Genomic DNA, 13,938 nt, shown 5'->3' with positions numbered 1-13,938 from the left:
TTGCCGCGGAGTGTGTTTCTCAAGCTGCCAGCAAGGCAAAGAAGTCTCATCGTATTAATTCTCCAGAGGATAGAGTGTGTTGTAATGCGTTCAGGACAATGGATGTCGCATGGGTTCGCTGAAATGTCCGGCGGCCTCAGGCAAGCCGAACAAGCTTTTCCTTTTTCAATATTTCGATGAATGCGACTACGTCATCGTATGGCAACCCGGACTCCCGGGCAATGTCGGCTATGCTTTTTTCCCCGTCCAGCCTGTAGATCACCGCATTCATGACGTGAAACATCGAAGCGTAGTCTATGCTTTTGAACCGAGAGCAGAACAACTCTCCCTTGAAAAGAGGCACAGGAATGCGGTTGGCCTCGATCGCCTCAATGATCCGCGACACCAATCTGCTTGAGCGGTTGAGGTTGTCCCAGTCAAGGACATCAGGTGTGTCCAGGCTTGTGTGGTATTCCGAATAGGGAGGGTCGTAAAGGTCGTCTCGCTGCAACACCCGGGAAAGGGAGAGCATGGGGACATTGATGCCGGGACCATTGAACATCCGTTCGTCGTTGAGAATGACCTTCATGAAATCGTCTTCCCACATTTTCGGGTCGGCTTCTCGGGTTATCAGGCGGCATATGGTATCCATCTGGCTGTCCGGCGTGTTGGACCGCTGCAGCGCATGCGGATGGGGAGTGCCGAGCATCTCCAGGAAAAGACCGCCTTTGATGTGTGGGATCAGGGATTCGTTGTGCGAGAGCCAGGCCGCCGAGCCGATCGTCTCCGGGAGGATGACGAGACGGTAGGTATATTCAGGTTGCGGCCCTTCGAGAAGTCGGCGGAAAACGTCCATGCCCACGGCGACTCCTGCCATGTCGTCATTGGTTTGAGCCGGATGACAGAGATGGGCGCAGAATATGTAGCAATCTTGTTTTTTGCCTTTAACGACAACCTCTCCGACCTTGAGTGCCCCCTGAGTGAACTCCGTGTCAATGACCACACGGTACGTGTCGTCTGTTAGCGTCTGTTTGAGGGAATGCCGGCAGCAGAGTCCCCAATCCCGTTTATAGTATTTGAATATGAACGGAATGGCTTCCGGCATGTCGGGGCGGGTGTGGAGGTGTTGAAAGAGCGTCTCTCTGTCTACCTCTCCGGAATAGGGGAGTGAGTAAGATACCGCATGGAGTGGATTGTCCTTGTAGGAAAACAGGGTCTTTCCGTCCATGGTTTCCAGGCGTGCATCCCGGCAGGTCCATTTCTCCGGAACGATCCAGGTGAAGCACTCTGTGCCGGTCGGGTATTCGTGGATGCGCATGGGAAGCATGTCGGACAAAGCGTCTATGGCTTGGTCATATCCGTCCGATACGAGGTCTCTGGGCAGTGCCCATATTGAATCGATAATATTTTTCATCATGACTTAATGCTTATTGTCGTTGTGTTTGACCATGTCCCAGTCCAGCGGTTCGCCTTTCTTCAGGGCGCGGGTCGCCTGCCTGCCCAGGACCTCTTCATAGTGCCGCGTGTGCAGCCCGTCGCCGGGCCGGATGGACCGGACGGTTTCGGGCGTGAATGTTTCCCCGGCTTCCATGTCGCGGACCACGAACAGGGACCGGCGGAAGCGCGTGGAGTCCTTTTGCTTGCTCGTCACGGAAAAATGGATGGTGCCCAGCGCCTTTTCCACCTTGCGCACGCCTTCGACCATGGCCTTGAACTCGGCGGGCTCCAGGGAGAAGCTGGTGTCCGGGCCGTCCTCGCCTCGGTTGAGGCAGAAGTGCTTCTCGATGACCTGCGCCCCGGCGGCCACGGCGGCGATGGGGATCTCGATGCCCAGGGTGTGGTCCGACAGACCGGCGGTCACGTTGAACCGTTCGGCCAGATAGGGAATGGTGCGCAGGTTCATCTCCTCGGGCGGGGCGGGATAGGCGGATGTGCATTTGAGCAGGGCCAGCTCGGTGCCGCCCGCGTCCCTGAAGGCGGCGACCGCCTCCTCGATCTCCTCTTCCGTGGCCATGCCCGTGGACATGATCACCGGCTTGCCCGTGGAGGCCACCTTCCTGATCAGGGGGATGTCCACCATCTCGAAGGAGGCGATCTTGTGGCAGGGGACGTCCAGTTCTTCCAGGAAGTCCACGGCCGTGAAGTCGAACGGGGTGGAGAAGAAGACCAGCCCGAGGTCGTCGGCCACCTTTTTCAGCGGCCCGTGCCATTCCCAGGGGGTGTATGCCTCGCCATACAGGTCGTACAGGGTGCGGCCCTCCCAGATGGTCCCCTTGATGGTGAACAGGTCGGAGTCGCAGTCCATGGTGATGGTGTCCGGCGTGTAGGTCTGGAGCTTGATGGCGTCGGCCCCTGCCTCGGCGGCGGCCTTTATGATGTCGACGGCGCGGTCGAAATCCCGGTCGTGGTTGGCGGACATCTCGGCGATGATGAAGACCGGGGACTCCTTCGAGAAAAGCGTTTTATGTGTCATTGGTGCTTCCTGGCCATGTGAATCTGAGGTGCTTTGCATCGGTGGCGGCCTTGGTGAACCCGGCTTTGGCGAACATGGCCGCCGACGCGAGGTTGTCCGGTTTGACCAGGGCCACAACGTTGACGGAGGGCCATCTCCTTGCCAGCGCCCGGCAGCCCAGGCGGGTCATGATCGTGCCGATGCCCCGGTTCAGCATGTCGGGGGCCACGGAGACGCTGACCACAGCCGTTTGGCCGTCCCGGTCGAACCGGATCTGCCCCACCGGCTCGTCGCAGTCCACGGCCATGAAAAAGAGACAGTTCTCGTCGTTCAGCTTGCTGTGAAACCAGGCGCGGTGGGTGTCCAGCGGGATTTCGTCCGAAGAGAATGATTGGGCGCGGGTCTCCGGGGCGTTGCGCCACCCATGGAGGGTCTCGCAGTCCCCGGCCTCGACCGGCCTCAGGCTGATGTCCGAGTTGTACATGGTCCTTGCCACGCGCATGGCCCCCTTGCCGTCCACCAGCAGCGTCCCGGCCGTTTGCATGGCCTGCCGGGCCTTCCTGTCGTGGATCAGCTCTTCCAGATTGGTGGCAATGTCTCCCACGGACGGGCCGCTGTCAATACAGCGGGCCGCCCCGTGTCTGTCGAGCTCGCGGATGACGCCCTGCTGGTTGTCGGCGATCCTGACGGCAATGAACGGCACGCCGAAATAGCACAATTCCCAACTGGTGGTTCCGCCTGCCGACACGGCCAGATCGGCTTCGGCCATGAGCGCGGGCATGTCGCCGACATTGGTCAGCAGTTCGCAGGGGCAGGGCAGGGATTTCATCCGCTCACGGAGATCGTCCAGGTGCGGGTTGGCCGCTCCGGCCACGATGGTCACGCGCAGGTCGCTCATCCGGACGGCATTGATGGCCTCCAGGACCTTGCCGGTGGCGTTGTCCGGGTCTGCGCCGCCCAGGGTTACCAGGATGGACGCGGCCGTTTCCGGAACGGCCCGCAGTGCGGGAGGCCGCTGAAAATCCTTGCGCAGCATGGTGTATTCCGTGCCGAGCAGCAGGGTCGGCCCGTCCTTGTCGTATGGATATCCCGGCCCGTCCGGGTTCTGGTTGAGAATAATGTCGGCGGGGTATTCGTTGCGATCGAAGAAATCGTCAACCACTAGGGTGCGCCGTCCGTTGTCGCGAATGGTTTTCAGGTAGGCCGTGTCGAAGTGGTAGCCGTCGATGACGATCCAGTCGTTCGGGGAGGTCGCCGCCAGCAGGGCCTGCGCGTCTTCAGGGGCGGGGTGCGCGACGGCAAGGGGTACGCAGTCGAACCCTTCGGCCTTGAGCCGTCCGGTCAGCGGTTCGGTCCGTCCCTCGAAGCGGACGTCGCCGCCCAGCGCCTGCCATGCCTGGCCGAGGGCGATCATGCGCATGACGTGGCCGGTGCCCATGGTCGGCGAGCAGTCGGCCCGTATGGTCAGCCGTTTGCTCACAGCTCGCCGGTCTCCCGGAGAGCCCGGTACATGGCTTCGGCCCGGATCCAGTCCTCCTCGGTGTCGATGTCCTGGACCCGGTGACGGGGCACGGGGATGCCGGCGGCCTCGCCGTCCATGAATTCCTTGCCGTCGAGCAGGAAATCCTTGGTCGCCCAGTAGAACTGGCCGCAGTCGTGGTACGTCTCGGGCAGGTCCTGGGAGCGGGTCAGCCGGTGCTCCGGCCAGATCAGGGATACGGTGCCGGTATGGGTGCGTTCAAGGCCCCGGTAGATGGGATAGGGAAATGTGGTGATGGAAAAGGACGCCGGGGCCGCGTCCAGGGCGGCGAACCCCTTTTCGATGTCGCCGGGCGTGGTGAAGGGTGCCGTGGCGTAGATGCAGCAGGCGGCTTCGATCTCGTTGCCGTTGTCCAGGCACCACTGCACGGCGTGGCGGAACACGGGCGTGGTGCCGGTCATGTCGTCGGACAGCTCGGCCGGGCGCATGAACGGGACGTCGGCCCCGGACTGGCGGGCCGTGTCCGCGATCTCCTCGTCGTCCGTGGACACCATGACCGAGGTGAACAGCCCGGTGGCAAGCGCGGCCTCGATGGAATACGCGATGATCGGCTTGCCGCAGAACGGGCGGATGTTCTTGCGCGGGATGCGCTTGCTGCCGCCGCGTGCCGGGATGACCGCTATGCGCATGCCGCCTCCAGCACCTTTTCGATGACGTAGGTCTGCTCGTCGTCGGTCAGGTCGGGGTACATGGGCAGGGAGAGAATCTCCGTGTAGGCCGCTTCAGCGACCGGGCACAGTCCTTCGCCCGTGCCGAGATGCTCGCGGTAGTACGGATGGAAGTGGACCGGGATGTAGTGGACCTGGGCGAAGATGCCGTCCTCGCGAAGCCGCGCGTAGGCCGCGTCGCGGTTCGGGATGCGCACCACGTACAGGTGGTATGCGTGGTCCGCATCCGGCCTGATTCCCAGCGGGCGGACGTTTGTCCCGGCGAACTCCCGGTCGTACCGGGCCGCGATGCTGCGCCGCCGCTTGAGGAAGCCGTCGAGCTTCTTCATCTGGCTGGAACCCAGGGCGGCCTGGATGTCGGTCATGCGATAGTTGTAGCCGAGGTCATGCATCTCGTAGAACCACGCGCCGGACTCTTCGCGGGTGCGGGCGTCCGTGGTGATGCCGTGGTTGCGGAAATTGCGCAGCCGCTCGTCGAGCGCTTCGTCGTCGGTCAGGATCATGCCGCCTTCGCCCGTGGCCACGTGCTTGACCGGGTGAAAGGAATAAACGGTCATGTCGGCCAGGGTGCCGACCTTGGTGCCGTCAAGGGATGCGCCCAGGGCGTGGCAGCCGTCGGCCACGGTCGCCAGGCCGTGCCTGTCCGCGATCCGATTCAGCGCGTTCCAGTCGCAGGGCTGTCCGGTGTAGTCCACGCCGATGACGGCCTTGGTCCTGTCCGTGATGGCGGCTTCGACCCGCGCAGGGTCGATGAGCAGGGTGTCCGGGTCCACGTCGGCGAAGACCGGGGTGCCGCCCGTGTAGAGGACGCAGTTGGCCGTGGCCGCAAAGGTCATGGGCGGGACGATGACCTCGTCGCCGGGGCCGATGTTCAAGGCGAACATGGCCGCGTGCAGGGCGGCTGTGCCGTTTGAGACGGCCACGCCGAACCGTGCGTCCGAGAAATCCGCCACGGCCCGCTCGAATTCGCCCACGCGGGGGCCGGTGGTCAGGAAGTCCGACCGCAGCGCCTCGGCCACGGCCCTGACGTCATCGTCGTCGATGTGTTGTCTGCCGTAGGGAATTCTGGGCATGGGCTATAGCTCGTATCCCTGCTGGGTCAGGATTTTTCGCAGTTCCTCGATGGATATCCAGTCCTCGTTCAGGTCCGAGCTGTAATGGAATCCCTCGGGAACCGGCGTGGCGTTGCTGAGGTCGCCCTTGTACTTGAACACGGAGTTCTCCGGCAGAATGACGTATCCCTTGTCCGTCTTCCAGACGTTGCGGGATTCCTCGGTCGGGATCATACACTCGTGCAGCTTCTCGCCGGGCCGGATGCCGATCTCCTTGAGTTCGCAGTCCGGGGCGATGGCCTTTGCCATGTCCGTGATTTTCATGCTGGGAATACGCGGGACGAAAATTTCGCCGCCAGCCGCGTTCTCTATGGCGTCGAGCACCATTTGCACGGCGTCTTCGAGCAGAATCCAGAACCGCGTCATGCGGTTGTCGGTGATGGGCAGGACGCCCTCGGCCCGTTTTTTCATGAAAAAGGGAACCACGCTGCCCCGGCTGCCCAGGACGTTGCCGTAGCGGACCACGGAATACCGGGGGCCGACGGCAAAGGCGTTGGCGGCGACAAAGAGCTTGTCCGAGGCCAGCTTGGTGGCGCCGTAGAGGTTGACCGGGGAGACCGCCTTGTCCGTGGACAGGGCGACGATGCGCTCCACACCCACGTCGGCGGCCACGTTGATCAGGTTCTGGGCGCCGTAGATGTTGGTCTTGATGGCCTCGGTGGGGTTGTACTCGGAGGCGGGCACGTGCTTCATGGCCGCAGCGTGGACGATGATGTCCACTCCCCGGCAGGCCCGATAGAGGCGCTCCTTGTCGCGGACGTCGCCGATGAAATAGCGGATGGGCGAGCCTTCGGACATGGGGTAGTCCTGGGCCATTTCGAATTGCTTGAGCTCGTCGCGGCTGAAGATGATGAGCTTCTTGGGCTTGTAGTTCTTGAGCACGATCTCGACGAATTTCTTGCCGAAGGAACCGGTGCCGCCGGTCAGCAATATGTTTTTTCCATCTAACATGTATTGTCCTGGTGTTGGTGTCGTCTATGGTGTCGGTCCCGGCGGACCGGGGAGTTCTTAATCAAATGAATATGGATATTAATAGACCATGCCGGAGCCATGTCAAGCAAGGGTGCCGGGGGCGGCCTTCCCTGCCGTCTTGAATTCGAGCAGCCGCAACGCCTCGTCCAGGCATTCCTCGGGGAGGAAGGTCTCCAGGCATTCGCGGGTCTCGCAGGAGTTCTTGTTGCAGGCCCGGCAGAGCAGTCCCTTGTCCACGCTGACGTGCTTTTCGGTCTTCGGGCACCAGCCGAAGCCGGTGGCCCCGTGGACGGCGAGCGACGGCGTGTCCACGGCCACGGCGAAATGCCTCGGCGCGGAGCAGTTGCCCACGTGCAGGGCGGCCCGTGCCTGGACCGCCGCCATCTGGCGCAGGGTGAGCATCTCCTCGGAGACGACAGCGCCGTCACCGGCCAGTTCGGCCACCTTGCGCGCCACGGGGAGTTCGCCCGGTCCGTACAGGATGAAGGCCTTGAGCGTGGGGTGCTTTTCGCGCAGGAGCTTGATCAGCCCGGCGAAGTGGCGTTCCGGCCATTTGCGGGTGATGCGGCGGTGGCTGGGGTCCACGGTCACGAAGTTGTTCGGCTCAAGCCCCTGTGCGGCCATGAATTCATCGGCCCATTTCTTTTCCGCTTCGGAAAGATACAGCCTGGGCAGTTCGCCGTCCCAGTGGATGTCCAGCATGCGCAGGATGGACGCCTTCTGCCTGGCGGCATAGCCGTGGATGACCTTGATCCAGTGGGTGTAGAACGGCCTGTTGTACCAGGGGGGCGTGAAGGTCAGCTTGACCGGTGCCTTGGAAAACATGATGCAGTAGCGGGCCCTTGGCAGCTGCTGGAAGTCCACGATCAGGTCGTAGTCCGCGCGGCCCACTTCGGCATACCATTTGATGGCCTTGAAGGGATTCTTCAGGGCGGGCTTGTCGATGGCCCAGACGTGGCTGACGTGGGGATTGTTCTCCAGCACTGCGGCGCACTTGCTTTCCGTGAGCACGTGGATGTCCGCCTCCGGGAACCGCTCCTTGAGAAGCTGGATGGAGGGCGTGGCCAGGAGAACGTCGCCGATCTGCTTGAGTTGGCAGACCAGAATCCGGCGGGGGTGCATGGTTTGTATATCTGTCATGGATGCTCGTTGTTGTCTCGGGCGGCACGGAATATTCCATGCCGCCTGCGGCGGAAACATCTACACGCAAATTCCGCAGGCCACAAGTCCGGCCGTTTCCTCTCCCTTTTGGGACTACCGTTCCTCCGGCGAGTTGTCGAGGAAAGCCACACCTTTTGTTGACGCCATGTCCGTGAGGATATAGGTGTTCCCTATGCCGATTGAACACAAGATCAAGACCATATCCGAACTCGCCGACATCGTCGCAAAGCTCAAGGCCGAGGGCCGGAAAGTCGTGCACTGCCACGGTGTTTTCGACCTCCTGCACATAGGGCACATACGTTATTTCCGTCAGGCCGCCACCTTTGGCGACGTCCTGATCGTCACCGTCTCCCCCGACCGGTTCGTGGACAAGGGGCCGCACCGCCCCGCGTTCGGCGAGGTGTTGCGCGCCGAGGGCGTGGCCTCCCAGGACGTTGTCGATTTCGTGGCCGTCAACGAATGGCCCACCGCCGAGGAGCTGCTCAGGAAAGTCCGGCCCGACGTCTACGTCAAGGGCTCGGACTTCAAGTCCATCGACGCGGACCCCACGGGCAAGCTGCGGCTGGAGGCCGACGTCTGCGAGGAGATCGGTGCCGAGTTGAAGCTGACCCGCGACATCGTGTTCAGCTCGACCAACCTGATCAACCGGTTCATGTCCTCCTTCACCGACGAGGTGCAGGACTACCTGGAGATGTTCCGGTCGCGCTACTCCATCGAGGATGTGGAAGCGATCCTGGACCGTGTGTCCAAACTGAAGGTGACCGTGGTCGGCGACACCATCCTGGATGACTACCAGTACTGCTCGCCCCTGGGGGCCTCCTCCAAGGAGCCGGTCATGGCCTTCAGCCACACCGGGGGCGACCTGTTTGCCGGCGGCGTCCTGGCCATCGCCAACCATATCTCCCATTTCGTGGACGAAGTGCACATGTTCACCGTGCTGGGCGAGCGGGACACCCAGGAGGAGTTCGTTCGCGAAAACCTTCAGGGCAACGTGACCCCCCATTTCGCCTATCAGGAAGACGCCCCGACCCTGCGCAAGCGGCGGTATATCGAGGGCTATTCCATGACCAAGCTCTTCGAGATCTACCACATGGACGATTCCGGCCTGGGCGACGAGCGCGATGAGGCGTTCAGGCTGGCCGTGAAGGAGGCCGGGAAGTCCAGCGACCTGGTCGTGGCTGCCGACTTCGGCCACGGGGCCATCAGCGTCAAGACGCGCGAGTCCCTTTCCAAGCTGGAGTACCTGGCGGTCAACACCCAGGCCAACGCGGGCAACCGCGGTTTCCACACCATTTCCGGGTACGGGCGATGCGATTTCATCAGCCTGACCGAGGCGGAGCTCCGGCTCGACGCCCGTGACAAGATCACCGGCGTCACGCCGCTGACCACCGACGCCCGCGACCTGCTCGGGGCCTCCATGGTGGCCGTCACCCTGGGCAAGCGCGGTTCCTATGTGCAGGACGGGCACGGCAACGGCATCCTGGTCCCGGCCTTCGCCCACAAGGTGGTGGACAAGATCGGGTCCGGCGACGCGTTCTTTGCCGTGGCCTCCCTGGTGGCCTCGCTGGGCGACGTGTCGCCCGAAATCGTGGCCTTCCTCGGCAACATCGCCGGGGCCATTGCCGTGGGCATCGTCGGCAACGAGAAATCCGTGACCAAACAGGCGATCATGAAAAACGTGACCTCGCTTCTGAAGTAGCATGGCATTCAGCAGATTCGACACATCGAAAATCAAGGTCCTCCCCCTGGGCGAGCGCAGCCACGACCTCGACCTGACGGTCATCCGCGAGCTTGCGCCCGAGGAGTGCGCCTACCCGCATCTGGCCACCGTGACCGACCGCATGCGCAAGGCAAAGGAAGCGGGCGCGTCCGTCATCCTGATGATGGGGGCCCACGTCATCCGTGCCGGGGTGCAGCGGTTCATCATCGACATGATGGAGCAGGGGTACATCTCCTGTCTGGCGGGCAACGGCGCCTGCGTCATCCACGACTTCGAGTTCGCCCTCATCGGTCAGACCACCGAGAGCGTGGCCCGGTACATCAGGGAAGGGCAGTTCGGGCTGTGGCAGGAGACCGGGCGGATCAACGACGTGGTCCGGCACGGCGCGGCCCGGGACATGGGCGTGGGCGAGGCCGTGGGCAAGGCCATCCATGAAGGCTATTTCCCCTACAAGGATATTTCCCTGTTCGCTGCGGCCCACCGGTTGTCCATCCCGTTCACCGTGCATGTGGGCATGGGCTCGGACATCGTGCACGAGCACCCCAACTGCGACGGCGCGGCCTGGGGGAAGGCTTCGTACACCGATTTTCTGTATTACACCTCCGTGCTCGACAACGTCGAGAACGGCGTGGTCATGAACTTCGGCTCCGCCATAATGGCCCCCGAGGTCTATCTCAAGGCACTGGCCATGGTGCGCAACGTGGCCGCGCAGGAGGGACGGACCGTGAACCGGTTCACCAGCCTGGTCTGCGACCTGAAGAACCTGCCGGACAACGTGTCCGCCGAAGCCCCCAGGGGCAACCCGGACTACTACTTCCGTCCGTGGAAGACCATGCTGGTTCGCACCGTTGACGATGGCGGGGAAAGCTTCTATGTACGGGCACCGCATGCTGAGACCGTGCCTCAGCTCTGGACCGCCCTGAACAGCAATAAGTGAGCTGCATATGAGCTGGAAATCCTCCCTGGACTCCCTGTTTGCCATACTGGACGAACTCGTCGTCACCGACGCCGACGGCGTTGCCATGGATACGGACCAGGGGTTTGCCCTGTTGGTCGAATGGATCGACGGGTGCCGGGAGGACAGGCGGCGCATTTATTTTGCGGGCAACGGTGCCAGCGCCTCCATGGCCAGCCATTTTTCCACCGATCTGGCCAAGAACGCCGAGGTCCCCACGGAGGTCTTCACCGACTGCTCCCTGATCACCGCCACCGGCAACGACTTCGGCTACGACCAGACCTTTGCCTATCCGCTTTCCCAGCGCATGGTGGAAGGGGAAGTGCTCATCGCCATCTCCAGCTCCGGCAACTCCCCCAATGCGGTGGAGGCCGTGAAGAAGGCGCATGAGTTCGGCGGTCTGGCCGTGACGGTCACGGCCATGAATCCGGACAACGCCCTGCGCGGGCTGGGCGACCTCAATTTCTATCTGCCTGCCGATTCCTACGGCATGGCGGAATCGGGCCACGCCGTGGTCCTGCACCATCTGGTTGACATATTCTCCGAGCGGAACGGCTGATACGGCGGACAAATTCTGATTTGCGCGGCCACTGAACGTGGCCGCAACTCGTATATTTCAAGGAGCGCTGACACATGGGCGACAAATACGGCATCGACAGCCACAAGCTGCATCATCACCCGGATCGGGTGGCCGACTGGAAACGCGGCGAGAACGTCTATCCCATCTACATGGAGATCAGCCCGTCCGGTGCCTGCAATCACCGCTGCGTTTTCTGCGCCCTGGACTTCATGGGCTACCAGACCCGCTACGTGGACACCGCCGTGCTCAAGGAGCGGATGACCGAAATGGCCGGGCTGGGGCTGAAGTCCGTCATGTACGCGGGCGAGGGCGAACCGTTCCTGCACAAGGACATGGTGGAGATCACCCGTCACGGCAAGTCCGTGGGCATCGACCAGGCGTTCACCACCAACGCCACCCTCATGTCGCCCAGGATCAGCGAGCAGATCCTGGACGTGACCTCCTGGATCAAGGTCAGCTGCAACGCGGGCACGCCCGAGAGCTACGCCGCCATCCACCGCACCAAGGCGTCCCATTTCGACCGTGTCGTTTCCAACCTCGAGGCCGCTGCCGAGATCAAGGAGAAGAACGGGTACGATTGCGCGCTGGGCATGCAGATCCTGCTCCTGCCCGAGACCCGCGACGAGGTGGTGGGGCTGGCGAAGATCGCTCGCGACATCGGGCTGGATTACCTGGTGGTCAAGCCGTATTCCCAGCACCCGCAGTCCGACACCGACCAGTACAAGGACATCGAGTACACCAACGTGGACGGCCTGGCCGAGGAACTGGAAGCGGTGGCCACCGACACCTTCTCGCCGATCCTGCGCATGAACACCATCAGGAAGTGGCAGGAAAAGGACCGTCCCTACGAGCGCTGCCTGGGACTGCCGTTCTGGTCCTACATGGACGCGGGCGGCAACATCTGGGGCTGCTCCATGTTCCTGGAGGACGACCGGTTCAACTACGGCAACATCCACGAGCAGACCTTCAAGGAAATATGGGAAGGCGAAAAGCGGGCCAAGGCCATGGAGTGGTTCATGGCCGAGTTCGATCCGAGCGTGTGTCGCATCAACTGCCGCATGGATGAGATCAATCGTTACCTGTGGGGGCTGGCCAATCCCCCGGCCCACGTCAATTTCATTTAGCCGGACAGAGCATGATCATAGGGTTGGATTTCGACAACACCATAGTGGAATACACGCCGCTCTTCCGCAGCCTGGCTATCGAGAAGGGGTGGCTGGAAACGACGAGTCCCGCGCGGTCCAAGAAGGACGTGCGGGATTCGGTGCGTCTGCTGGACGACGGCGAGATGAAATGGCGCGACCTCCAGGCCGCCGTCTACGGTCCCCGAATCCTGGATGCCGAACCCTTTGCCGGGGTCCGGGAATTTCTTGTCCGCTGCCGGGAAAGGGGGCTTTCCGTCCATGTGGTCAGCCACAAGTCGGAGTATGCCGCCAATGACGTGGAGCGGGCGTGCAGCCTGCGCAGGATGGCGCTTGCGTGGTTCGAGGCCAACGGGTTCTTTTCGGATGAATACGGGCTGTCCGTGGACCGGGTGTATTTCGCCGATACCCGGCAGGAGAAGGTGGCCCGGATCGCCGAACTCGGCTGCGCCGTGTTCGTGGACGATCTCATCGAGACCTTCGAAGAGGACGGGTTTCCCCAAGGGGTGAAGCGCATCCTGTTTACCGGGGGCGAGACGGATTTCGACGGCTGCGTGGCCCCGGACTGGGCGGAGATCGCCCGACTGGTCGAGGAGGGTGTCGGTGACTGTCGCTGATGTCTGCCGTGAAGCCCGGGCCGCCATCGGCGAGCCCGTGAAGTCCACCGCCGTCCTCGGCGGCGGCAGGAACAGCCGCGTCTTCGAGGCGGTCACGCCGACCCGCAAGGTGGTCGTCAAATATTATTTCCGCAACCCCGGCGACCCCCGAGACCGGCAGTGGACCGAGTACCGGGCGTTGACCTTCCTGGCGGACAAGGGCGTGACCTGCATCCCGTCCGTCCTGCATCTGGATCGGGAAACGGGCTTCACCATCCTCTCCCATATCGAGGGGGAACGCATCATCGACGACCGGATGACCGGGGACGACGAGCGGGATTTCACGGCCTTTGTGGAGCAACTCAAGGCGGTGTCCGAAGAGCCGGAAGCGGCCGGCATGGATCGGGCTTCCGAGGCGTTCTTTTCCCTGGGCGGCGTGCTCGGCAATCTGGATGAGCGGCTGGCCCGGCTGCAGGCCCGGCCCGATACCGCGCCCATGGCTTTGGAACTCGGGGCGTTCCTGGACGCGCGGTTCATTCCCGCCCTGGAAGACCTATCAAGTCGGGCGAAAGTGTATTACAGAGGGGTTGGCCTTGGGGACGACCAGGAAATCGACGGGTCCGACAGGGTGCTCAGCCCCTCGGACTTCGGTCTGCATAATTGCGTGAAGTCTCCGGAAGGGTTGGTTTTTCTCGACCTCGAATACTTCGGCTGGGACGACCCGGCCAAGCTTGTTTCCGACTTCGTGCTGCACCCGGCGCAAGCCGCTGTGGGCGAGGCCCGTTACCGGGTGGCCGGGCGCATGGCCGATCTCTTCGGGGACCGGCCGGGCTTTGCGGATCGGCTCAGGGCGCTGCTGCCGCTCTTCGCGCTCAAGTGGTGCATGATCGTGCTCAATGAATTTCTGGCCGGGGAGAACGCGCGCCGCGCCTTTGCCGGTCTCGATGATGACCATGAATCCGTGCTGCGACGCCAGCTCGGCCTGGCTGAAGCGATGCTTGAGCGGGCCCGCGGCGACATCGCATCGCGCTTAATTGAACAGAACTGACAGGTGAGATCGA

Annotated in this window: 13 protein-coding genes; 6 read left to right on the top strand and 7 right to left on the bottom strand. The window is 62.6% G+C overall.

Going from position 1 to position 13,938, the window contains the following annotated elements; translation table 11 throughout:
- Positions 1–136 precede the first annotated feature (136 nt).
- The 7 genes from OO730_RS02810 to OO730_RS02780 all read right to left on the bottom strand — a co-directional run bounded on the left by OO730_RS02810 (position 137) and on the right by OO730_RS02780 (position 7,863).
- Positions 137–1,396: a DUF4910 domain-containing protein gene (locus OO730_RS02810; RefSeq protein WP_264983060.1), complete on the bottom strand. Its 1,260-nt coding sequence runs from the start codon at positions 1,394–1,396 to the stop codon at positions 137–139.
- Positions 1,397–1,399: 3 nt separating this feature from the next.
- Complete coding sequence (gene pseI, locus OO730_RS02805) at positions 1,400–2,452, bottom strand: pseudaminic acid synthase (protein WP_264983059.1); 1,053 nt, start codon at positions 2,450–2,452, stop codon at positions 1,400–1,402.
- A complete protein-coding gene (gene pseG / locus OO730_RS02800; RefSeq protein WP_264983058.1) occupies positions 2,442–3,911 on the bottom strand; it encodes a UDP-2,4-diacetamido-2,4,6-trideoxy-beta-L-altropyranose hydrolase in 1,470 nt (489 codons plus the stop codon). Before pseG ends, pseI begins: the two co-directional genes overlap by 11 nt.
- Entirely contained in the window at positions 3,908–4,600 is a 693-nt protein-coding gene (pseF, locus tag OO730_RS02795; protein ID WP_264983057.1) for a pseudaminic acid cytidylyltransferase, read from the bottom strand. The genes pseG and pseF overlap by 4 nt, the downstream gene beginning before the upstream one ends.
- Positions 4,591–5,712 carry a UDP-4-amino-4,6-dideoxy-N-acetyl-beta-L-altrosamine transaminase gene (pseC, locus tag OO730_RS02790; RefSeq protein WP_264983056.1) on the bottom strand — a complete coding sequence of 374 codons (1,122 nt, stop codon included), beginning with the start codon at positions 5,710–5,712 and terminating at the stop codon, positions 4,591–4,593. Before pseC ends, pseF begins: the two co-directional genes overlap by 10 nt.
- 3 nt (positions 5,713–5,715) lie before the next feature.
- Positions 5,716–6,702: a UDP-N-acetylglucosamine 4,6-dehydratase (inverting) gene (gene pseB, locus OO730_RS02785; RefSeq protein WP_264983055.1), complete on the bottom strand. Its 987-nt coding sequence runs from the start codon at positions 6,700–6,702 to the stop codon at positions 5,716–5,718.
- Positions 6,703–6,804: 102 nt separating this feature from the next.
- Positions 6,805–7,863, bottom strand: a complete 1,059-nt coding sequence (locus OO730_RS02780; RefSeq protein ID WP_264983054.1) for a glycosyltransferase family 9 protein — start codon at positions 7,861–7,863, stop codon at positions 6,805–6,807.
- A 193-nt stretch (positions 7,864–8,056) separates the two neighbouring features.
- Between OO730_RS02780 and OO730_RS02775 the strand changes: the two genes are divergently transcribed.
- From OO730_RS02775 to OO730_RS02750, 6 genes are all read left to right on the top strand, one after another.
- On the top strand, positions 8,057–9,583 hold the full coding sequence (locus OO730_RS02775; protein WP_264983053.1) for a PfkB family carbohydrate kinase: 1,527 nt from the start codon (positions 8,057–8,059) through the stop codon (positions 9,581–9,583).
- A 1-nt stretch (position 9,584) separates the two neighbouring features.
- Positions 9,585–10,541 (top strand): ornithine cyclodeaminase family domain, encoded by a 957-nt coding sequence (locus OO730_RS02770; RefSeq protein ID WP_264983052.1) that lies wholly within the window; start codon positions 9,585–9,587, stop codon positions 10,539–10,541.
- A gap of 7 nt (positions 10,542–10,548) precedes the next feature.
- Complete coding sequence (locus OO730_RS02765; RefSeq protein WP_264983051.1) at positions 10,549–11,118, top strand: SIS domain-containing protein; 570 nt, start codon at positions 10,549–10,551, stop codon at positions 11,116–11,118.
- A gap of 74 nt (positions 11,119–11,192) precedes the next feature.
- On the top strand, positions 11,193–12,263 hold the full coding sequence (locus OO730_RS02760) for a radical SAM protein (RefSeq protein ID WP_264983050.1): 1,071 nt from the start codon (positions 11,193–11,195) through the stop codon (positions 12,261–12,263).
- A gap of 11 nt (positions 12,264–12,274) precedes the next feature.
- A complete protein-coding gene (locus tag OO730_RS02755; protein WP_264983049.1) occupies positions 12,275–12,898 on the top strand; it encodes an HAD family hydrolase in 624 nt (207 codons plus the stop codon).
- Positions 12,885–13,925 carry an aminoglycoside phosphotransferase family protein gene (locus OO730_RS02750; protein ID WP_264983048.1) on the top strand — a complete coding sequence of 347 codons (1,041 nt, stop codon included), beginning with the start codon at positions 12,885–12,887 and terminating at the stop codon, positions 13,923–13,925. Before OO730_RS02755 ends, OO730_RS02750 begins: the two co-directional genes overlap by 14 nt.
- Positions 13,926–13,938 lie beyond the last annotated feature (13 nt).

This window comes from Pseudodesulfovibrio portus (genome assembly GCF_026000375.1).
Lineage (GTDB): Bacteria > Desulfobacterota > Desulfovibrionia > Desulfovibrionales > Desulfovibrionaceae > Pseudodesulfovibrio > Pseudodesulfovibrio portus.
Note: the sequence above shows the minus strand (reverse complement) of the source record. Positions and strands in the feature narration are given on the sequence as shown.